The organism is Sphingomonas sp. 22176 (genome assembly GCF_052045505.1).
GTDB lineage: Bacteria > Pseudomonadota > Alphaproteobacteria > Sphingomonadales > Sphingomonadaceae > Sphingomonas.
In genome coordinates, this window is sequence record NZ_JBQEPL010000003.1 from 239164 (window position 1) to 260456 (window position 21293).

Genomic DNA, 21293 nt, shown 5'->3' on the forward strand with positions numbered 1-21293 from the left:
CTGTTTGACGCAAGAATTTGCCTCCGCGGCGCGCTATTTTCTACGGTTGCGCGCCGCCGCACATGCCCGCAGTCTTTCGCATCATGGCGAGTCCAGCCGCTCCGGCCCCGATCCTGGGGGTGTCGAGCCTTCCCTTGGGGGGCGGGTGGCGATTCTCCGGGGGACCTGCCAGCGTTTGGGGGATGGTCGAACGCTGGCTCGAGGCGGAGCGGGGCCAGTTGCCGCTGTGGCTGCCGATCGCCTTCGGGAGCGGGATCAGCGGCTGGTTCTTGCTTGTCGGGCCGCAGCAATGGATCGGCTTCGTCGTAGCCGCGCTGGGAGCGGCGGGACTCGGTGCCGTGCTTCCCGGCCGAAGCGGGCGGGCGTTGTTGGTGGGCGGGTTGCTGGTCGCCGCGGGCTGCGGGGCGATCTGGTGGCGGGCGGAGCATCTTGCCGCCCCGGTGCTCGCGCGGCCGCAGGTGGCACGCTTCGACGCCGCCGTGCTGCGCGTCGAGTCGCGGCCGGCCCGCGGGCTGGTGCGGCTGGTGCTCGCGCCGGTGCGACGCGGCGATCTGCCGCCGCGGTTGCGGGTGAATGTTGACGTCGCGGCGGTGCCGCCCGGGATTTCGGCGGGCACGCTGGTAGCGGTGCGGGCGCGGCTGGTGCCGCCGCCGGGGCCCTCGGTCCCCGGCGCCTATGATTTCCGGCGAGTGGCCTGGTTCGACGGGATCGGCGCCACCGGCAAGGCGCTCGATCCGGTGACGCTGCTCCGCGCGCCACCCCAGGCCGGGCAGGATTTGCGCGCCGCCTTGTCCGCGCATATCGAGTCGCGGCTGCCGGGTAGTGCCGGCGGTATCGCCAGCGCGCTCGCCACCGGCGACGAGGGCGCAATCTCCGAGGACGACAGCGAGGCGATGCGTCGCGCTGGCTTGGCGCACCTGCTGTCGGTGAGTGGGCTCCACGTCACCGCCGTCACCGGCGCAGCGATGCTGGTGGTGCTCCGGCTGCTGGCGCTGAGCCCATGGCTGGCGCTTCGGATGCGGCTGCCGCTGGTGGCGGCGGGAGCGGGGGCGCTGGCGGCGATCGGCTATACCTGGCTCACCGGTGGGCAGGTGCCGACGATCCGCTCCTGCGTCGCCGCACTGCTGGTGCTGGTGGCGCTGAGCCTGGGGCGCGAGGCGCTGACGCTGCGGCTGGTCGCCACCGGGGCGATGGTGGTGCTCCTCCTCTGGCCCGAGTCGCTGGCGGGGCCCAGCTTTCAGCTGAGCTTCACCGCGGTCGCCGCGATTGTCGCGCTGCACGAGAGCCCGCACATGCGGCGCTGGTTCGAGGCGCGGGAGGAGGGGCTGGCGCGGCGGATCGCGCGGGGGGCTGGCTCGCTGCTGCTCACCGGCATCCTGGTCGAGCTGGCGCTGATGCCGATCGGGCTGTTCCATTTCCACAAGGGCGGCATCTACGGCGCGGTCGCCAACATCGCCGCGATCCCGCTGACCACCTTCGTGGTGATGCCGCTCGAGGCGCTGGCGTTGCTGGGCGATCTGGTCGGGGTGGGCGGGCCCTTCTGGTGGCTGACTGGCAAGGCGATGGCGCTGCTGCTGTGGATCGCGCACAGCGTGGCGAGCGCGCCGGGCTCGGTCGCGGTGCTGCCGGTGATGCCGGCGGACGCCTTCGCATGCATGGTGCTCGGCGGGCTGTGGCTCGGCCTGTGGCGGACGCGGGTGCGTATCGCCGGGCTCGTGCCGCTGCTCGTCGGCGGCCTGTGGGCACTCGCGACGCCGGGGCCGGATTTGCTGGTGACCGGAGACGGGCGGCACGTCGCGCTACGCATGGCGGACGGCAGTCTTGCGTTGCTGCGCTATCGCGCGGGCGACTTCACGCGGCAGGTGCTCGGCGAGAATGGCGGGGTGGAGGCGGATGCGCTGGCGGCGCTCGCCGAGCGGCCCGATGCGCGGTGCAGCCCCGATCTGTGCGTGGCGGAGGTGATGCAGGGTGGCCGGCGCTGGCGCGTGGCGGCGACCCGCAGTGTCTATCCGGTGGCGTGGCGCGAACTGGTCGCGGTCTGCGCGTCGAGCGACATCGTAGTGAGCGAGCGGCGGCTGCCGCGTGCCTGCAAGCCCCGCTGGCTTCGGCTCGACCGGCGGGTGCTCGACTCCACCGGCGGGGTCGCGCTGACCTTTGCGGGCGGGACGGTACGCACCGTGCGCACGGGCGCGCACCAGCCATGGCTTGACCCGCCCACCGTCCAGCCTCCATTCAGCGCCGCGAAGGGAGATCGACGATGATCCGGATTCTGCTTGCGGCCTCGGCACTTGGCCTCGCGTCCCCGGCGCTGGCGCAGAGCATCGACTGGGCCAAGACCCGCGCCGAATGGAACCAGCCCATGGCGCCGTTCCGGATCCTCGGTAACGTCCATTATGTCGGCACCGCGGGTATCTCTGCCTATCTGATCACCAGCCCGCAGGGGCATATCCTGATCGACGGCGGCATGCCCGAAAGCGCGCCGCTGATCGCCGCGAACATCGAGAAGCTGGGCTTCAAGCTCAGCGACGTGAAGATTCTGCTGATCAACCACGCCCATTGGGACCATGAAGGCGGCCTGGCCGAGCTCAAGCGCCGCACCGGCGCTCGGCTGCTGGCCAGCGCGGCGGACACTGCGGCGCTGGAAGCGGGCAAGTCCGACTATCGCCCCGACATCAGCATCGCCGCGCCGCCGGTGAAGGTCGACGGACAGTTGAAGGACGGCGAGGAGATCCGCCTCGGCACCAACACGCTGGTCGCACACCTGACCCCGGGGCACACCAAGGGCTGCACCAGCTTCACGATGCAGGTCCCTTCAGGCGGCGACAGCCTGACCGTGCTGTTCGCCTGCAGCCTCAGCGTCGCCGACCAGCCGCTGACCCCGGGCCATGGCTATGACGCAGCCCCCGCCGATTTCCGCGCGACTTTCGCCAAGCTGCGCGCCACCCAGGCGGACGTGTTCCTCAGCTTCCACGCCGAGCAGTTCGACCTTGCCGCCAAGCGCGCCAAGCAGATGGCGGGTGACGCCGAGGCGTTCGTCGATCCGGGCGAACTGGGGCGTCGGGTGGATGCTGCGCAGAAGGCGTTCGCGGCCGAACTCACATCGAAGGGCGCTCACTAGAGAGTCCGTTGTTACTTCGCGATGTCCGGCATTCCCTCGGCTTTCTTCTCCTCCAATATACTCCGCACGATGAGACTTTGTGTCGTCGTCGCAAAAGCGTTTGCTGTGTCGGCGTACAGGCCGCGGAGATAGCCGCGGTCGAAGGCCGTCATCTCGGGCGGGGCTTCCGTCGCACCAGGGGTGAAAAGCGACAGGATGCTTCGCGCGCCCAGGTCATTCTGCGGCCGTGTGCCCCCCAAGGCGCGCATTGCGATACAGTCGCCAATCTGTGTCGGTGACTTTCCCGGCAACGCGGAGCGCTCGATGAACACGATCGAAGCGAGAACATCTTTGCGAATGGGGGACACCAGTGTTGTTCCGCCCCCACGCGCAACACTTTGCCCGAGCCAAGCTGCTCACCGTCGATGCTCAAAGTGTCGGTGTTGCTCCATGCGCGCACCGGCCCACTTCCGTGAACGATCGCCCGAATTTCGCTGGGCACCCTCTCACCGAAAAGCCCCGATTTCCTTTTCGCGAGCGCGGCGATCTCCTCATCGATCTTGCCGATGAAGAAAACGCCGACATTGGGTTTGCATCCCTTTCCAGCCAACTTCAGCCCGGCCAATTCGGCGTCGAGCGCGAGCCGATTGCCAAGGTCTTCCAGGACGGCGCGGTCCAGCCCCGCGCCGACAAAACAGACGGAATCTCGAAAGCGCGCGATGGGCTCGTTCGAGGGAGCATAGGGCATGATCGATCGCGCCACTGCGGGGATTTCCGCCCTGGCAGGCAATCGGCGAGCGGTACCGACAATAGGATCACCGGGCGAGGGCAGCGCTTGAGATGGGGCAGCGGCGCTCTGGTGTCCGTGCTCTGTAGACGTTGCGCCTCGCTCGTCAGGTTCGCGTTCTTGCTGTGCGCGTGCTGGAGGGGACATCAGTACAATTGCTATCAAGGAACAGAGCAAGATGCGCACTATGCTGTCCTTCTCCCCGACATACGGAGACTATGCCATCGACGCCGAACATGCGGACGAGGGTTGCGATAGGCCAGCATAGCACTAGCCACTGAGTATTTAAGAGAAGATGCGCGGCTGATTGCTGCGGACGCCGAGAATTTGGGCTTCATGCGCGGCGACGCGAAAATCCTCCCGATCAACCATGCCCCATCGAGACCATGAAGGCAGCCTCATCGCCACGCGTGCCAAGCAGATAGTGGGCGATACCGGGCATTCGTCGATCCGGTCATCGGATGGATACGGCGCAGAAGGCGTTCGACGGGGAGCAAACGGCTGGGAAGTGCATCGAGCTTCAGTGGGCCGAGGTGTCCGCGGAGACGTTCGTCTTGGTGTGGACGTTCGTCTGATTGACGATGCCCTGCACGATCCGGCCTTGTTGGACATTCGCAAGCTGATTGCCGGCGCCGTTGTAGAGTCCGCGCAGATAGCCGCGATCGAAGACCGTCATTTCCGCCGGAGGCGACCCGGCCGTATCGAAGAGCGAAAGGATTGTGTCGCGACCGATAGCCCGCCGCGGCCGAATGACTGCGAGTGCGCGCATCACCGCATAATCGGCGATCTGGTTCGTCGTTCTGCCGACAACGGCCGACCGCTCGACCAGCACTATCGCGTTGACGATGTCCATCCGGACATCGGAAACCAGACGAGAGCCCTCGTTGAGCGGCACCTGCACCATCCGTATGTTGTTCCACGCACGTACCGGCCCTGGCTGGCGGGAGAGATCGTGAAGATCGGCAGGCTTGCGCGTGCCAAACAGCACAGCGCGATCGTGCTCCAGTCGTTTCAGCGTGGCCTCGACGCCGTTGACGAACAATATTGCGACATTGGGGTGGCATCCGGCGCCAGCGAGCCGGAGGCCGGCCTGTTCCGCATCCGCCGCAAGCCGATCGCCGATCTGCTCGAGCGTGGCCTGCGCAAGGCCGGAGGTGATGAAGCAGACGGGCTCGTTGAACCGGGCCAGTGGGTCGTCCGGTGCGACATTTGGGGTGATGGCGCGGCTGAGCGATCGCACGGTCTCCGGGTCGGGCGCCTGCCTGCCCATGACGATGATCGGATCCTGCTTGGCCGCCCCTGCGGGAGGCGCGGCAGTCGTGTCCGGCATGTCCTGCTCGGCCGTTATCGCGCCCGGCATCGCTTGCGACGAGGGCGAAGTGGAGGGCAGGCTCTGCTGCGCGGCCACCCCGCCTGGCAGGAGAAGAGCCATGAACCTGCCAACCAACCACGCACGCATTGAATCCCTCCCCGATCCTGAACACAAGGCAATCATGTGACAAGCGCGCTCATTCGGGAACAGAAACCGTGATGATGCTGCCCCTCGGTCTCGCGCTCGCCTGCAAAAAGCATATCGGTTGCTTGGCTCAGGGCTCAGTATTGCCGCTGTAGTCCAGCAAGGCGCTGAACGCGCATCTGATCAGGGCGGTAGCGTTGCGCGGTGTAGTCGCGATTGGCCGGGTCAAGCTGGACCGTCGAGCCTTCCTTGCAGAATACTTCAGCGGACCTCGGCATCGTCGGTCCGTGCGGCGACGATCTCCCCGTCCCGCGCGGTCTCGGTGCGGCGGATCAGCGCATGATCGCCGTCGAGATTGCCGGCTTCGCCCCTCCAGTCGCCCGCGACTTCGAACACATAATGCTCGCCCCACCGAGCAGCGGGATTTCGACTATGTCGTTGGCCGAACAAGGCAGCCAGGCGGGGGCGACGATGGTGCTCAACGGGCTTGGCGTCTTGGCGGCAGACGTTCTGGGCGTGCGGAATCGGGCTGGGCAATCGGCGCCACCGAAGGCCCGCACAAGCACAAGGCCGTTGCCCATGAATGCCCGATGGATAACTCGACGGGATCGGCTGTCCGATGCGTGATGACCCGATGATCGCGCCGTTAGCAGCGTCAGTGTTCGGCAGACGGCGGGGGATCCGCTTGTTGCTCCTTGAGGACGCGCTGGACGATCAACCCGCGCGTGCTCCATGCAAAGGCATTGGCCTGTCCGGCGTAGAGGCCGCGCAGATAGCCGCGGTCGAAGGCGGTGAGTTCGCCTGGCACGCGATTGGCATTCCCGTCGAATAGGGAGAGGATCGTCTCCGTCGGCCCGCTGGCGCGGGGGCGGGCGCCGCCCAGGGTGCGCATCGCCAGATAATCGGCGATCTGGTTGCTGGTTTTGCCAATCACGGCCGAGCGCTCGACCAGAACGATCGACGCCAGCATGTCGTTGCGGGTGGGCGAGACCAGCCTGGAGGCAATCGGGACGTTCAAAAAGCCGCCCTTGTTGATGTGCTCGCCATCGCGGCTGAGGACCTCGCTGTTGCTCCACGCACGCACGGGACCGGTCTCGCCGACGATGGTGCGAATCTCCGACGGCGTACGATCCCCGAAGATCCACCATTTGCGTCGCACGAGGGTGTCGACCCCCGCCGATACGCCGTCGGTGAAGACGACGAGGATGTTGGGCGTGCATCCATCGCCCGCGAGTTTCAGCCCTGCCTGTTCGGCATCTGCCGCCAGGCGGTAGCCGATCATCTCGAGGACGGAGCGCTCTAGCCCGACGCTGCCAAAGCAGACGGCGTCATGAAAGCGTGCCAGCGGTGCGTCGTTGGGGCTGGGCGGCGTGATCGCATGCACCAGCGCGCTGATTTCCTTCCTGGAAGCAGGCTTGCGTCCGGTGACGACGATGGGATCGGTGGGGCCGGCAGGCGCCTTGCGGCCTTGTGCGGGGTCGGGCGTATCCGGTGCGACCGGCGATGCCGGCGGCTGCGTCGCACCCTGAGGAGGGGAGGCGCTCTGCTGCGCTATAGCCACGCCGGGAAACAGCAGGCCCGCCGCCGCCACCAGAAGATGTCCACGCATACGTCCGCGCTCCATAACTTCTTATGTGCAGACCGTGCCATAAATATCGGGGGCGTAGAAGTAGTATTGGAGGCGTAGAAGTAAAACCACGCGATCGACGGCCAAAGTGCGCGAGGCTGGACGGACAGGGAATGGACGAAGCGCAAGGCGAAGCGCTACTGGTGCCTCGTGTCGCCTCGTCCTCGCCCAACCCATCAGTAGCGGCGCAGCAATCCGGCCAACCGGCCCTGCACCCGCACTTGATCGGGGCGGTAGCGCTGCGGGCTATAGTCGCGATTGGCCGGATCGAGCCGGACCATCGCGCCTTCCTTGCGGAAATACTTCAACGTCGCCTCGGCATCGTCGATCAGTGCGACGACGATCTCGCCGTCCCGCGCGGTCTCGGTGCGGCGGATCAGCGCAAAGTCGCCGTCGAGAATGCCGGCTTCGACCATCGAGTCGCCCGCGACTTCGAGCGCATAATGCTCGCCCGCGCCGAGCAGCGCGGCGGGCACCGGCAACATGGTCGAGCCTTCGAGCGCCTCGATCGGGGTGCCGGCGGCGATGCGGCCGTGCAGCGGGATCTCCACCACGTCATTGGCCGGGGCAGGCAGCGAGGCTGGCGCAGCGGTGGTGCTCGCGGGCTTGGGCGCCTTGGCGGCCGGTTTGCGCTCGCCGCGTTCGGGCATGCGCAGCACTTCCAGCGCGCGGGCGCGGTTGGGCAGGCGGCGGATGAACTCGCGTTCCTCCAGCGCGCTGATCAGGCGGTGCACGCCCGATTTCGACTTGAGATCGAGCGCCTCCTTCATTTCCTCGAACGAGGGCGATACGCCCGTCTCGGCAAGACGGTCGGAAATGAAGCAGATCAGCTCGTGCTGCTTGCGCGTGAGCATCCAATCCTCCGGGGTCCAGAACAGACTGGGAACGTTTATGCAATGTTCCGGGGTGCTGTCAAGCGATGTCGAGGATTTCCACCGAGCCGGAGCTATTTGCAGGCGGCGCATGGGGTTCGCGCACGATCAGGCAGGTGCTGCGGGCTAGCGTGCGGAGCATCGAACTGTCCTGGATCGCCGAGGCATGGACGCGCCCGTCGATCAGCACGGCGCGCAGGTAATCGGTGCGCGGGCCATTGGCCGGCAGCGTCTCGCCGAGGATCGCCGTGCGCCCTCGCGGGAATGGGTCGGCGGCGCCGGAACAATGCGCGATCAAGGGCTTGGCGAAGAGCAGCGCGGTGACGAACACCGACACCGGATTGCCCGGCAAGCCCAGCACGACCATGTCGCCGCGCGTGCCGGCCATCATCGGCTTGCCCGGGCGGAGGGCGATCCGCCAGAAGTCGATCGTCGCGCCGGCGGCTTCGAGCGCGGGCCGGACGAGGTCGTGATCGCCCACCGATGCGCCGCCGCTGGTGATCAGCAGATCGGCCTCGACGGTGGCGAAGGCATGGGTGAGGGCCCCCAGATCGTCGGGCAGGATGCCGAGATCGACGATCTCGACCGGCAGATCGGCGAGCTGCGCGGCGAGCATGGTGCGGTTCGATTCGGGAAGCTGGGCTGGGCCGACAGGCGTACCCGGCGTCACCAGTTCGTCGCCGGTCGCGGCGATCGCGACGCGGACCTTGCGGCGGACGGGCAGCGCCGCATGGCCGCCGATCGCCGCCAGCGCGATCCGCGCGGGCGTGAGCCGCTCGCCCGCCGCGATCAGCGCGTCGCCCTCCGCGAAGTCGAGCCCCCGGCGGCGGGTGTTGCGGCCGAGATAGGGCGGGCCTTCGCCAGCGAGACTTAGCCGATCGCCGTCGCGCGCGGCCTCTTCCTGGACGAGCACCGTGTCCGAGCCCGCTGGCATCGGCGCGCCGGTGAAGATCCGCACCGTTTCTCCCGGCGCAATCGTGCCTGCGAAGCCCGAGCCCGCCGCACTTTCACCGATCACGGTCCACGGCCCGGGCAGGTCGGCGAAGCGGATCGCATAGCCGTCCATCGCCGAAAGATCGGTCTCCGGCTGGGTGCGGCGGGCGACCACCGGCTGGGCGGCCCAGCGGCCGACGGCGTCCGCGAGCGGAACCGTCTCGACAGGCGTGGGGCCGGCGAGCGCGAGCAGCCGCGCCTGGGCCTCGGCGATGGGAAGAAGTGCCATGCCGCTCGATTGGGCGCGGGCGCGCGGCGATGCAAGCGGCTTCAGCCGGTGCGGCGGCTCGCGGTGAGCAGGCGCAGGTCGCTGTCGCGCAGCGGCATGCGGAATTCGGCGAGCGTCCGGCCTTGCCGCGCCCGCACCACGCGCGCTGGGCCGCCGCCGATCTCGGGCAGCGCTACCCAAATCGAAGCGCCGGGGGCGAAGGCCTGGCGCGCCTCGAACTCGACCTGCAGGGCGGTGAGCGCATGGATCCGGCAATTCCACCAGCCCACGCCCTCACGTACCCTTCCGGGCAGGTCCAGGCGGAGCGCCAGCTTGTCCTGCAGCAGCCCGTCGATGTCGCTCCCGCCGGCTTGTGGGGCGGGTGCCTGCTGGATGCCGCGAAGCCAGGGGAACAGGGTCTGCCAGCCCAGCTCCTCGGTGAAGACGATGCCGGCGGTCTCGCCCGCGATCCAGCGCACCGTACCTTCCAGCGGGCGCAGCCCGTCGAAGGTCAGCTGCACCGCCTCGTCGACGCCAAGCCCCCGCGCCTCGACGCCGACCCCGCCTTGCGAGATGTCGCGGGTGCGCAGCTGCTCGACCTCGCCGCCGCGATGCACGCCGACGGTGTGGCGCAGCTCGATGCGCGGCAGGCGGCGGCGCTCGGCGGTGGCGCGGGCGAGGTTGCGCGCGACCATCCCCAGCACGTCCACCGGCGCGTCGAAGGTGAGCCCCGCCTCGGCGCCGTCCGACCAGAGCGTGCGCCCGATCAGCGGCTCAGCGGTCCCGAGGTGCAGCCGGACCGGCACCGCTTCGGCCAGCGCGTGCTCGACGCGCAGCCGGGCGCCGGCCCGGCCGATCCAGTGGATGCCGCAGTCGAGCAGTTCGCCGCCCCAGGCGAGTTGGCCTGCATCGAGCCCGTCCGCCGCCGCGGCGCTGGGCGCGCGCGGTGCGGGCAGGTCGTGCGTCAGGCTGAAGATCGTCGCGGACGTTCGCCCCGTATCCATGCTGTCGTTCCGTCCCAAGGGGAACAGCATGCGCGCCGGGCCCTGAAACCGCGGTTAAGCGGCAGGGTTGCGAAAAGCCTAACGCAGGGGCTCAGGCGTCGCGCAGCCCCACGCCCATGGCGGCGCGCGCCTGCTCGGATTCCGAGGAGACGACCGGATAGGCGCAATAGTCCGCCGCATAATAGGCGCTGGGCCGGTGGTTGCCCGACCAGCCGACGCCGCCGAACGGCGCGGCCGAAGAGGCACCGTTGGTCGGCTTGTTCCAGTTGACGATGCCCGCGCGGATGTTCGCCCAGAACTGGTCGTAGAGCCGCGGGTCCTGGCTCACCAGGCTGGCGGACAGGCCGTAGCGGGTGTCGTTCGCTTCGGCGATCGCGTCCTCGAAGCTCGTCTTGCGGAACACCTGGAGGATCGGGCCGAACAGCTCGACATCCACCTTCTCGCGCGCCTCGGTCATGTCGACCACGCCGGGGGTGAGGAAGGGGCGGTTCTCGATCAGCCGCTCCATGTGGCGCAGCGGGCGGCCGCCCATGGTGGAGAGCGTCAGGAAACTTTCGGTGAGCATGTCGGCGGTGTTGTTGTCGATCACCGGGCCCATGAAGGGCTGGGGATCGGCGTGCGGCTCGCCGATGATCAGGCGGCCAATCAGCTTGTTGAGCTCGGCCATCAGCGGCTCGAACAGTTTCTCGTCGACGATCAGCCGGCGCGCGGCGGTGCAGCGCTGGCCGGCGGTGGTGAAGGCGGACTGCACCACCAGCACTGCGGCCGAGTAGAGGTCCGGCGTATTCCAGACGAGGATCGGGTTGTTGCCGCCCATCTCCAGCGCGAGGATCTTCTCCGGCCGCGCGGCGAACTGTCGGTTGAGCGCGATGCCGGTGTTCGCCGAGCCGGTGAAGAGGAGCCCGTCGATATCGGGATGGCTGGCCAGCGCCTTGCCCTGGTCCGGCCCGCCGATCAGCAGGCGGATACAGCCTTCGGGGATGCCCGCGGCATGGAAGCACTCGACGAGAAAGGCGCCGCTGGCGGGCGTCTTTTCGGAAGGCTTGAATACCACCGCATTGCCGGCGAGCAGCGCAGGCACGATGTGGCCGTTCGGCAGATGCGCCGGGAAGTTATAGGGACCGAGCACCGCGAGCACGCCGTGCGGCTTGTGCCGCAGCGCGAGGCGGGTGTTCATCGGCGCTTCGATCCGGCGCTGGCCGGTACGCTCCGAATAGCTGGTGACCGAGATGTCGACCTTGGCGATCACCGTCTCGACCTCGGTGCGTGCTTCCCAGATCGGCTTGCCCGTCTCTCGGGCGAGCAGGTCGGTAAAGGCATCGGCGCGTTGTCGCACGACATTGGCGAAGCGGCGCAGCGCCTCGATCCGCACGGCGAGCGGGCGCGCGGCCCAAGCGGCCCAGCTGGCGCGGGCAATGGCAACTTCGGTGTCTGCGTCCCCGATCGGGTGGCGCCACAGCACGGCGCCGGTTGCGGGTTCGGTCGAAAGGAGTTCCTGGTCCGGCATGGGCCTTCTGTATTTCTGGTTCGTTGCCCCTGTTACGATCGCTTTGCCCGATTTCGCGGCGCTAGGCCAGAGCCTCGCCCATCTCGCGGATCGCCGCCACCTTGGCATAGAGCGGCGCCCAATCGTCGTGCTCGGCGATGGCGGACCACAGCGATTCGACCTCGTCGATCAGCATCGAACATGGCTCGCCGCGCCAATAGCCATGGTCGCGGGCCTTGCGCGGGCGATAGTCGGCGAGGCGGCTGCGGACCTCGTCAAATTCCACGCCATAGCTTGCGGGCAGGGTGCCGCCGAACGCGTCGAAATAGAAACGGTGGAGCAGCGTGCCGGTCTGGTTGAGCGCCACCTCGACGGCTTCGGTAAGCGCGCGGTCGCTCGCTTCGTCGCGCGGCTGGACGCCGAGGCGCCAGAGCACGGCCTTGGCCTCCGCGCGATGATAGGCGGGGGCAAAGCCTTCGAGCGCGGCGATCAGCGGCGCTTCCTCGGCGATCAGCCGCAGCGAGATGGCGAGCTGCATGACGTCCCAATAGATCGCCTCGGGCTGGCGACCGAAGGCATAGAGGCCGTTCTGGTCAAAATAGGCCGCCGTGAAGTTCGCCGCCCAGCTGGGGGCGAAGCGCCACGGGCCATAGTCGAAGCTCTCGCCGGTGACGTTGATATTGTCGCTGTTGAGCACCCCGTGGACGAAGCCAGCGGCCATGAACTGCCCCGCGAGCCGCGCGGTGCGGGCGACGACATGGGCGAGCAGGCGCTCCGGCGCATCCGGCCCGTCGTCCTCGCCGAAATAGTGGCGCAGCACATAGGCGGTGAGCTTCCGCAGGCCTTCCTCGTCCTGGAAATAGGCGAGGCGCTGGAACATGCCGATGCGGATATGGCCATGGTTGAGCCGCACCAGCACCGCGGAGCGGGTGGGGGAGGGCTCGTCGCCGCGATGGAGCGATTCGCCGGTTTCGACCAGCGAGAAGGTGCGGCTGGTCTCGACGCCCAGCGCCTCCAGCATCTCGGTCGCGAGGATCTCGCGAACACCACCCTTCAGCGTCAGCCGGCCATCGCCGAAGCGGCTGTACGGCGTCTGGCCCGATCCCTTGGTGCCGAGGTCCATCAGCCGGCCGGCATCGTCGGTCATCTGCGCGAACAGGAAGCCGCGGCCGTCGCCGATCTCGGGATTGTACACGCGGAACTGGTGGCCGTGATAGCGCAGCGCCAGCGGCTCGGGGAGGCTGCCCGCGAGCGGCTCGAACCGGGCGAAATGGGCGAGCCATTCGGCTTCGCTCAGCCCCTCCAGCCCTACCGTCGCGGCGGCGCGGTCGTTGCGGAAGCGGAGGATCGTCTGGGGGAAGCGCGCGGGCGCCACCGGATCGTAGAAGCCATCCCCGAGTTCGAGGATCGCCTGTTGCGGAGCGAAGGCCATGCGGCGATATGGGGCGCGATGGGTGATCGGCGCAACTACTCCGATGGCGTTTGGTGGTCGAAAGACGGCCTGCGGCTGCATTATCGCGATTATCCGGGGCGCGACGACCGTCCGCCGCTGATCTGCTTCCCGGGCCTCACCCGCAATGCGCGCGACTTCGCCGATCTGGCAGAGCGCTTCTCGGGCGACTGGCGGGTGCTCTGCGTCGAGTTCCGCGGCCGCGGCGACAGCGCCTATGCCAAGGACCCGATGAGCTATGTGCCGCTGGTCTATCTCCAGGATGTCGAGGCGCTGCTCGCCGAGCTGAAGATCGAGAAGTTCGTGGCTGTGGGCACCTCGCTGGGCGGCATCGTGACGATGCTGCTCGCGGCCACCGACGGCGGCAAGCTGGCCGGCGCGGTGCTCAACGATGTCGGGCCGGAGCTCAACCCGGCGGGGCTGGCGCGGATCCGCACCTATGTCGGCAAACAGGTCTGGTACCCGACCTGGATGCACGCGGCGCGCGGCGTCGCCGAGGCGAACGCAGACGTGTATCCGGACTATGAAATCGAGGACTGGCTGGCGATGGCCAAGCGGCTCCACCGAGTGAACAGCCAGGGCCGCATCGTCCTCGACTATGACATGAAGATCGCCGAGCCGTTCCGCGTGCCGGGCAATGAAGCCGGACCGGACATGTGGCCGACGATCGACGCGCTTGCCGGCCGCCCGCTACTGGTGGTGCGCGGCGAGCGCTCGGACATCCTGCGCGCCGAAACGGCCGAGAAGATGGTCGCGCGGGTACCGGGCGCCGAGCTGGTGACGGTACCGCGGGTAGGCCATGCGCCGACGCTGGACGAGCCGGAAGCGGTGGCGGGGATCGAGCGGCTGCTGGTGAAGATCGCCTGAGAGCCGCCCGCATCCTAACGGATGACGCCGCCGCAATCGCCCGCTACACCCCGGCCCCCATGTCGATCCACATTCTCCATCTTCATTCGACCTTCGCGCTCGGCGGCAAGGAAGCGCGGGCGGTGCAGCTGATGAACGCCTTTGGCGACCGCGCCCGGCACACGATCGTCTCGGCGATGCCCGACCAGCTCGGCGCCCGCGAGGCGATCGACAAGCATATCAAATATGAGATCGCGCTCGATCCGCCGCCGCTCACCGGCAGGCCCTCTGTCAAACGCTACGAGCAGATCGCGCGCTTCATGCGGCGCTTCGACCTGGTGCTCACCTATAATTGGGGTGCGATCGACGGGGTGATGGCCGCACGCGTGTTCGGCAAGGGCCTGCCGCCGATCATCCACCATGAGGACGGGTTCAACGCCGACGAAGCGGAAAAGCTGAGCACCGTCCGCAACATGTATCGCCGGATGGCGCTGCCTGCGGCCAATGCGCTGGTGGTCCCATCCGAAAAGCTCGAGCAAGTCGCGACCAAATTCTGGAAGCAGCCGGCCGAGCGCCTGGTCCGCATCGCCAATGGCGTGCCGACCGCGCGCTACACCGGCCAGCTCGACCCCTCGCTGCTGCCGATGCTGGAAAAGCGCCGCAAGGGCGAGGTGTTCATCGGCTGCCTCGCCGGGCTGCGGCCGGTCAAGGACCTGCCGATGCTGGTCCGCGCCGCTTCGGGCATGTCCTCGCGCTTCAAGCTGGTGATCCTGGGCGAGGGGCCCGAGCGTCAGGCGATCCTCGACCAGGCCGAGGCGATGGCGATCGAGGACCAAGTGTTCCTGCCCGGCTTCATCGCCAATCCGCATCGCTATTTGGGGCTGTTCGACATCTTCGCTCTCTCGTCCAAGAGCGAGCAGGCACCGGTTTCGGTGCTGGAGGCGATGGCGGCGGGGCTGCCGATCGTCGCGCCGCAGGTAGGGGATATTGCGGCAATGGTGTCCGAGCCCAATCACACGTATCTTTCGGCGGATCGCACCGAAGTGTCGCTGCGGGATCGGCTCGATATCCTGGCGCAGCATCCGGACGAACGGAAGCGGCTGGGCGAGGCGAACCGGCTGCGGGTTGCGGCGTTGTATGACGAGGCCGAGATGGTTTCGGCCTATGCGCGGCTCTATTCCCAGGCGATGGGGCGGCCGGGCGCGCTGGGCTGAGACCGGGCCGAGACCGGGCGGCGTTGATTTGTTACTCGCTTGTCGCAGCCAATCCGGCTAGCGTCGCGCGGCAATTTTTGTGGAGGCAATGTGTTCAAGGGTCTTTCGCCCATCAGCTATAACGGCCGTGAAGTCTGGCCGCTGGTCGAGGGTGGGAAGGGCGTCGCAGCGACCAACCATGCGAGCGCGGGGGCCTGGGCGGCCGCCGGCGGCATCGGCACGGTCAGCGCGGTCAACGCCGACAGCTATGATGCGGATGGCAAGATCATCCCGCAGATCTACCGTGCCCTCACGCGCCGCGAGCGCCATGAAGAGCTGATCCAATACGCCATCGAGGGCGCGGTCGAGCAGGTGAAGCGCGCCTTCGAGATTGCCGGCGGCAAGGGCGCGATCAACATCAACGTGCTTTGGGAAATGGGCGGCGCGCAGCGCGTCCTCCAGGGAGTGCTGGAGCGGACCAAGGGCATGGTGGCGGGCGTCACCTGCGGCGCGGGCATGCCCTACAAGCTCAGCGAGATTGCGGCGCACCACGAGGTGAGCTACCTGCCGATCGTCAGCTCGGGCCGCGCCTTCCGCGCGCTGTGGAAGCGGGCCTATTCCAAGGCGCAGGAATGGCTGGCGGCGGTGGTCTATGAGGATCCCTGGCTCGCCGGCGGCCATAACGGCCTGTCCAACGCCGAGGACCCGCGCGCGCCGCAGGATCCCTATCCGCGCGTCAAGGCACTGCGCGAGGTGATGCGCGAAGGCGGGCTGCCGGACAGCGTGCCGATCGTGATGGCCGGCGGCGTCTGGTACCTGCGCGACTGGAACGACTGGATCGACAATCCCGAGCTGGGCGCGATCGCCTTTCAGTTCGGCACGCGTCCGCTGCTCACGAAGGAAAGCCCGATCCCCGATGGCTGGAAGGCCAAGCTGATGGAGATCGAGGAAGGCGACGTGCTGCTGCACCGCTTCTCGCCGACCGGCTTCTATTCCAGCGCGGTGCGCAATCCGTTCCTGCGCCATCTGGAAGCGCGCAGCGAGCGCCAGATTCCCTATTCCACCGAGGCGGCGGGCGATCACACCTTCCAGCTCGACGTGGGCGTGAAGGGCAAGAATTTCTGGGTCACGCGCAACGACCTGCTGCGCGCCCGCGAATGGCACGGCCTGGGCTTCACCAGCGCGCTCAAGACGCCGGACAACACGCTGGTGTTCGTGACGTCCGAGGACCAGCAGATCATCCGCAAGGACCAGGCCGACTGCATGGGCTGCCTCAGCCAGTGCCAGTTCTCGTCCTGGGCGGATACCGAGACCAACTCGACCGGTCGCCTGGCCGACCCGCGCAGCTTCTGCATCCAGAAGACGTTGCAGGACATCGCCCATGGCGGCGATACCGACCAAAACCTGATGTTTGCCGGCCACGCCGCGTACAACTTCAAGCGCGATCCCTTCTATTCGAACGGGTTCGTGCCGACGGTGAAGCAGCTGGTCGATCGGATCCTGACCGGGGATTGAGGAACACTTCCTAGCCCCTCCTCCTTGGGGGAGGGGCTTAGAAATAGTAGATTACAACCACCCCTCGAACACTTGGTCCGGCGGCCTGTGCCCATCGAACCAGCTGCGGATATTGGCGATGACCTTCATCCCCATCGCCTCTCGCGCCTCAAAGGTCGCCGAGCCGAGGTGCGGCAGCAGCACGACATTCTCCAGCGCGATCAACCGCGGATCGACCCTGGGCTCGTTGACATAGACGTCGAGCCCGGCCCCGGCGATGCGGCGTTCCTGCAGCGCCGTCACCAGCGCTTCCGGATCGACGATCTCGCCCCGCGCGGTGTTGACCAGCCACGCGTCGGGCCCGAGCAGATCCAACCGTCGCGCATCGATCAGTCCGTTGGTGGTGGCGGTATGCGGGGTGTGGATCGTCAGGATGTCGATCGCTCCCAGCATCGCATCGAGATCGTCGTGATAGGTGGCGCCCAGCTGATGCTCGAGCACCTCGTGCACGCGGTGCCGCCCGTGATAATGGATCTGCAGCCCGAACGCCCGTGCGCGCTGTGCCACCGCCTGCCCGATTCGGCCCATGCCGAGGATGCCGAGCTTGCGCCCGCCGATCCGGTGGCCGCGCATGCTGGTCGGGCTCCAGCCGCGCCAGGCGCCCGAGCGGACCAGCTTGTCGCCCTCGACCAACCGCCGCGGCACCGCGAGGATCAGCGCCATCGCCATGTCGGCGGTGTCGTCGGTCAGCACGCCGGGCGTATTGGTGACGATGATGTTGCGCGCCCGCGCCGCCTTCAGGTCGATATGGCCGACGCCGGCGCCGTAATTGGCGATCAGCCGCAGCCTATCGGGCGCGGTGGCGAGCAGCTCCGCCGTGATGCGATCGGTGACGGTGGGGACCAGCACGTCCGCATCCGCCATGGCGGCGGCGAGCGCGGCGGCGTCCATCGGCGCGTCCTCGGGATTGGGGACCGAGTCGAACAGCGCCGCCATCCGCGCCTCGCTGGCTTGCGGCAGCGCGCGGGTGAGGATCACCCGGGGGCGGGACGGTCGCTTGGGATCGGCCATGGCAAAGGATTGGCCGGTGGCGCCGATACAGTCAACGGTTGAAGCGCGCCGCGCGCTGGACGATAGACGGCGCATGCAGCAGCGGCGTTTCTCGATCGGACTTTCGGCCCTGGCGCTCGTCGCCCTGGCCACCCCCGCGCATGCGGAGCGCAAGCCGCCTTATTATGCCTCGCTCAAGGCGAGCAAGGCGCGGATGCGCACCGGGCCTGGGCGCAACTATCCCACCAACTGGTTCTACCAGCGGCGCGGGCTGCCGGTGAAAGTCGTCGCCAGCTATGGCGCCTGGGTGAAGGTGCGCGATCCCGATGGCGCGGAGGGCTGGATGCAGGCCAATTTGCTCGACGACAAGCGCACCGCGATCGTCGCCGGCGGCATCGCCGAGCTGCACAGCAGCCCCTCGGGCGATTCGCACATCAGCTGGCGTGCGGCACCGGGGGTGGTCGGCAAAATCAGCGCGTGCAGCGGCGGCTGGTGCTGGTTCGATGCCACAGGGCGCGCCGGCTATGTCGAGCAGGCGCGGATCTGGGGGACCGATCCTGGCGAGACGGTTCGGTGAATGCGACTCTTAAGCCCCTCCCCTCAGGGGAGGGGCTTAATGTTCGGCACTCAATCCATCAGTTCCACCGCCACCGCGGTGGCTTCGCCGCCGCCGATGCACAGCGAGGCCAGCCCGCGCTTCTGGCCCTTGGTCTCCAGCGCGGACAGGAGCGTCGCCAGCACCCGCGCGCCGCTTGCGCCGATGGGATGGCCGAGCGCGCAGGCGCCGCCATGCACGTTCACGGCGTCATGGCTTAAGCCTAGTTCCTGCATCGCGATCATCGTCACGCAGGCAAAGGCTTCGTTGACCTCGAACAGGTCGACGTCGCCGGTTTCCCAGCCCGCCTTCTCCAGCGCCTTGCGCATCGCGAACACCGGTGCGGTGGTGAAGCGTGCGGGCGCATGGGCATGGGCCGCATGCGAGACGATCCGTGCGATCGGCGTCAGCCCCAGCTTCTCGGCAACCGAGGCGCGTGCCAGCACCAGCGCCGCCGCGCCGTCCGAGATCGACGAGGCGTTCGCTGCGGTGATCGTGCCGTCCTTGGCGAAGGCAGGCTTGAGCGTCGGGATCTTGGCGGGATCGGCCTTGGTCGGCTGCTCGTCGAGCGCCACCGTTACCACGCCCTTGCGGCCCTGCAGCTCAACGGGGACGATCTCGCGATCGAAGGCGCCGCTGGTCTGCGCCGCCTTGGCGCGCTCCAGGCTGGCGATGGCGAAGGCGTCCTGCGCCTCGCGGGTGAACTGATATTCCTTCGCCGTCTCCTCGGCGAAGCTGCCCATCAGCCGGCCGGGTTCATAGGCGTCTTCCAGACCGTCGAGGAACATGTGATCCTTGAGCACGTCATGCCCGATCCGCGCGCCGCTGCGGTGACGCATCGAGAGATAGGGCGCGTTGGTCATGCTCTCCATGCCGCCGGCGATCAGCAGGTCGACCGAGCCCGCGGCGAGCACCTCGGCGGCCATGATCGTCGCCTGCATGCCCGATCCGCACATCTTGTTGATCGTCGTCGCTTCGATGTGCTGGGGCAGCCCGGCCTTGAGCGCAGCTTGGCGGGCAGGAGCCTGGCCGAGCCCGGCGGGCAGCACGCAGCCCATATAGATGCGCTCGATCGCCTCGCCCTTCAGCCCCGCGCGCTCCACCGCGGCGCCGACGGCGGTCGCGCCGAGATCGGTGGCGGTGGCGTCGGCGAGGCTGCCCTGAAAGCTCCCCATCGGCGTGCGGGCAAAGGACAGGATCACGATGGGATCGGCGGACATAAAGGCTCCTCTCGGGTGTTTGCCGATGATCTAGGGGGGCGGTGCGTCGTTTGCAAAAGCCATCGTGCTCCCGCAGGAAGGGGCCGTGCGTGAACCTTGTCGATATTCTGAAATGGACAGCCTCGATCAGCGGCATGATCGCGGCCTTCATGGTCTCGCTCGATCTGGGGCGGCGCGTCACCGGCTGGGGCTTCGCGCTGTTCGTGGCATCGAGCATCTGCTGGATCAGCGGCGCGCTGATGACCAGCGACGAGCCGCTGTGGACGCAGAATCTGGTGCTGTTCTGCATCAATCTGTTCGGCGTGTACCGCTATCTCATCCGCAAGCGAAAGCCGCGTGACACCGATTGAACTCTGGGGCTGGCCGATCCTGCTCGGTCTGCTGGGTGCGGTGTTCGGCAGTTTCATCGCGACGCTGGCGATCCGCTGGCCGGAGGGGCGGGGCATCGCGCGGGGGCGATCGGCCTGCGATTTCTGCGGCGCCACGCTGGGCGCGGCCGAGCTGGTGCCGGTGCTCAGCTATCTCGTCCAGCGGGGGCGGTGCCGTCATTGCGCGGGCCACATCGCGCCGAGCCACTGGATGACCGAGGTTGTGGGACTGGCGATCGGCGTGATCGCGGGGATCGTCGCACCGGGCCTCGAAGGCGCCGCGGGCGCGGTGTTCGGATGGTTGCTGCTGGCGCTGGCGGCGCTGGATCTTGCGGCATTCTGGCTGCCGAACGGGCTCAATGCCGCGCTCGCCGTCGCCGGGCTCGGCGTGGGCGCGCTGGGCATCTGCGCACCGCTTGCCGCGCAGCTGATCGGCGGGTTGGGAGGCTTCGCCGCGCTGTGGCTGGTAGCGCGCGGCTACAAGGCGCTGCGGGGTCGGCAGGGGCTGGGCGGCGGGGATCCTAAGCTGTTCGGGGGGATCGGCTGCTGGCTAGGCTGGGACAATCTGCCGGTGGTGCTGCTCGCCGCGAGCCTGATCGGGCTCGCGGTGGTGCTGGCGATGCTGATGCTGGGCAGGCGTGTGCGAAGCGGCGACCGGCTGCCCTTCGGGGTGATGCTGGCAATCGGCGCCTGGGCGGTGTGGCTCGTCCCGCAGCTTCTTCCCGCCGCCATCAGCACGGGCTAGGTCGCGACATTGCAGCGGGTACCGATACGGCATTGATCGGTGGTACCGCGCAGGCCAAAAAAAAGGCCGCCCGGAAGGCGGCCTTTGAAAGTCTTAGGAGAGGATGCCTGAAAGGCCCGATCTTTCTGCACCGCAGGCACTTCTGCTGCAAGTGCGAACTGTTACCGGTATCATTGCAAAAATTGCAACCTGCCAGCGTTGTCATGTGCGTGAAGGTTAACCAGAGCTTAGGGGGATAGATGACTGCGTTGAAATTAAACGACTTTCTTCCCTACCGAATGTCGATCGCCTCCAATGCGGTTTCGGACGCCGTGGCCACTGCCTACCGAAACCTTTTCGGATTGCGCATTCCGGAGTGGCGTCTCGTCGCCGTGCTGGCCGAGGGCGGGGCGATGAGCCAGCAGGCGCTGTGCGGCCGGACTCGCATGGACAAGGTGACGGTAAGTCGCGCGGCGATCGGCCTGGTCGAGCGCGGCCTGATCGCACGGGCGGCAAATCCGATCGACCAGCGCTCGCACCTGGTCGCGCTTACGCCGGCGGGCTGGCAGTTGTACGAGCAGGTCGCCCCCAAGGCCCTCGAGCTGGAGCGGCGGCTGTTCGCCAGTTTTTCCGAGGCGGAAAAGGCGCAGCTGGCAGCGATGCTCGACCGAATCGAGGCGGCCGCAACCGCGTTCGACGGCGGGTGATCGCGCCGATGTGCCGCCTGGCAAGATGCTCGAACCTTGCGTTTGATCGCAAGGGTTGCTTGGAACGACGCAAGCGGGGAGCCAAATCGGCAACGGACCGTTACGGAAGCGGGAAG

20 protein-coding genes are annotated in these 21293 nt (G+C 67.8%); 9 read left to right on the forward strand and 11 right to left on the reverse strand.

Going from position 1 to position 21293, the window contains the following annotated elements; translation table 11 throughout:
* The first annotated feature begins 182 nt into the window (after positions 1 to 182).
* On the forward strand, positions 183 to 2261 hold the full coding sequence (locus ACTJKY_RS13070; RefSeq protein ID WP_440846580.1) for a ComEC/Rec2 family competence protein: 2079 nt from the start codon (positions 183 to 185) through the stop codon (positions 2259 to 2261).
* Complete coding sequence (gene bla, locus ACTJKY_RS13075) at positions 2258 to 3118, forward strand: subclass B3 metallo-beta-lactamase (RefSeq protein WP_440846581.1); 861 nt, start codon at positions 2258 to 2260, stop codon at positions 3116 to 3118. Before ACTJKY_RS13070 ends, bla begins: the two co-directional genes overlap by 4 nt.
* A gap of 11 nt (positions 3119 to 3129) precedes the next feature.
* Here the strand turns inward: bla and ACTJKY_RS13080 are convergent, their stop codons facing one another.
* The 9 genes from ACTJKY_RS13080 to ACTJKY_RS13120 form a co-directional block, all read right to left on the reverse strand.
* Positions 3130 to 3465: a hypothetical protein gene (locus ACTJKY_RS13080; RefSeq protein ID WP_440846582.1), complete on the reverse strand. Its 336-nt coding sequence runs from the start codon at positions 3463 to 3465 to the stop codon at positions 3130 to 3132.
* 939 nt (positions 3466 to 4404) lie between these two features.
* Entirely contained in the window at positions 4405 to 5316 is a 912-nt protein-coding gene (locus ACTJKY_RS13085) for a hypothetical protein (protein WP_440846583.1), read from the reverse strand.
* A 285-nt stretch (positions 5317 to 5601) separates the two neighbouring features.
* Positions 5602 to 5736: a LexA family protein gene (locus tag ACTJKY_RS13090; protein WP_440846584.1), complete on the reverse strand. Its 135-nt coding sequence runs from the start codon at positions 5734 to 5736 to the stop codon at positions 5602 to 5604.
* Between the two features lie 259 nt (positions 5737 to 5995).
* Entirely contained in the window at positions 5996 to 6964 is a 969-nt protein-coding gene (locus tag ACTJKY_RS13095) for a hypothetical protein (RefSeq protein ID WP_440846585.1), read from the reverse strand.
* Positions 6965 to 7143: 179 nt separating this feature from the next.
* The gene (gene lexA, locus ACTJKY_RS13100; RefSeq protein WP_440846586.1) at positions 7144 to 7821 is read right to left on the reverse strand and encodes a transcriptional repressor LexA; all 678 of its coding nucleotides are present in this window, start codon (positions 7819 to 7821) and stop codon (positions 7144 to 7146) included.
* A gap of 58 nt (positions 7822 to 7879) precedes the next feature.
* Entirely contained in the window at positions 7880 to 9061 is a 1182-nt protein-coding gene (locus tag ACTJKY_RS13105; RefSeq protein ID WP_440846587.1) for a molybdopterin molybdotransferase MoeA, read from the reverse strand.
* A gap of 41 nt (positions 9062 to 9102) precedes the next feature.
* Positions 9103 to 10044 (reverse strand): PilZ domain-containing protein, encoded by a 942-nt coding sequence (locus ACTJKY_RS13110; RefSeq protein WP_440846588.1) that lies wholly within the window; start codon positions 10042 to 10044, stop codon positions 9103 to 9105.
* Between the two features lie 91 nt (positions 10045 to 10135).
* Entirely contained in the window at positions 10136 to 11551 is a 1416-nt protein-coding gene (astD, locus tag ACTJKY_RS13115; RefSeq protein WP_440846589.1) for a succinylglutamate-semialdehyde dehydrogenase, read from the reverse strand.
* 61 nt (positions 11552 to 11612) lie between these two features.
* Positions 11613 to 12962, reverse strand: coding sequence for a protein adenylyltransferase SelO family protein (locus tag ACTJKY_RS13120; protein WP_440846590.1), 1350 nt, complete (start codon positions 12960 to 12962; stop codon positions 11613 to 11615).
* Positions 12963 to 12980: 18 nt separating this feature from the next.
* Between ACTJKY_RS13120 and ACTJKY_RS13125 the strand changes: the two genes are divergently transcribed.
* The 3 genes from ACTJKY_RS13125 to ACTJKY_RS13135 all read left to right on the forward strand — a co-directional run bounded on the left by ACTJKY_RS13125 (position 12981) and on the right by ACTJKY_RS13135 (position 16534).
* Entirely contained in the window at positions 12981 to 13847 is an 867-nt protein-coding gene (locus ACTJKY_RS13125; protein ID WP_440846591.1) for an alpha/beta fold hydrolase, read from the forward strand.
* A gap of 59 nt (positions 13848 to 13906) precedes the next feature.
* Positions 13907 to 15040: a glycosyltransferase gene (locus ACTJKY_RS13130; protein ID WP_440846592.1), complete on the forward strand. Its 1134-nt coding sequence runs from the start codon at positions 13907 to 13909 to the stop codon at positions 15038 to 15040.
* A 90-nt stretch (positions 15041 to 15130) separates the two neighbouring features.
* Positions 15131 to 16534, forward strand: a complete 1404-nt coding sequence (locus ACTJKY_RS13135) for an NAD(P)H-dependent flavin oxidoreductase (RefSeq protein WP_440846593.1) — start codon at positions 15131 to 15133, stop codon at positions 16532 to 16534.
* A 51-nt stretch (positions 16535 to 16585) separates the two neighbouring features.
* Here ACTJKY_RS13135 and ACTJKY_RS13140 read toward each other — a convergent pair whose 3' ends face one another.
* Positions 16586 to 17584, reverse strand: coding sequence for a 2-hydroxyacid dehydrogenase (locus ACTJKY_RS13140; protein WP_440846594.1), 999 nt, complete (start codon positions 17582 to 17584; stop codon positions 16586 to 16588).
* 73 nt (positions 17585 to 17657) lie between these two features.
* Here ACTJKY_RS13140 and ACTJKY_RS13145 point away from each other — a divergent pair, with 73 nt between their 5' ends.
* Positions 17658 to 18140 (forward strand): SH3 domain-containing protein, encoded by a 483-nt coding sequence (locus tag ACTJKY_RS13145; RefSeq protein WP_440846595.1) that lies wholly within the window; start codon positions 17658 to 17660, stop codon positions 18138 to 18140.
* Between the two features lie 50 nt (positions 18141 to 18190).
* On the opposite strand, the gene ACTJKY_RS13150 is transcribed toward ACTJKY_RS13145, so the two are convergent.
* Entirely contained in the window at positions 18191 to 19378 is a 1188-nt protein-coding gene (locus ACTJKY_RS13150) for an acetyl-CoA C-acyltransferase (RefSeq protein WP_440846596.1), read from the reverse strand.
* An 89-nt stretch (positions 19379 to 19467) separates the two neighbouring features.
* Between ACTJKY_RS13150 and ACTJKY_RS13155 the strand changes: the two genes are divergently transcribed.
* From ACTJKY_RS13155 to ACTJKY_RS13165, 3 genes are all read left to right on the forward strand, one after another.
* A complete protein-coding gene (locus ACTJKY_RS13155; RefSeq protein WP_440846597.1) occupies positions 19468 to 19728 on the forward strand; it encodes a hypothetical protein in 261 nt (86 codons plus the stop codon).
* Positions 19724 to 20491, forward strand: a complete 768-nt coding sequence (locus ACTJKY_RS13160; protein WP_440846848.1) for a prepilin peptidase — start codon at positions 19724 to 19726, stop codon at positions 20489 to 20491. Before ACTJKY_RS13155 ends, ACTJKY_RS13160 begins: the two co-directional genes overlap by 5 nt.
* Before the next feature lie 239 nt (positions 20492 to 20730).
* A complete protein-coding gene (locus tag ACTJKY_RS13165; protein ID WP_440846598.1) occupies positions 20731 to 21177 on the forward strand; it encodes a MarR family winged helix-turn-helix transcriptional regulator in 447 nt (148 codons plus the stop codon).
* Positions 21178 to 21293: the final 116 nt, after the last annotated feature.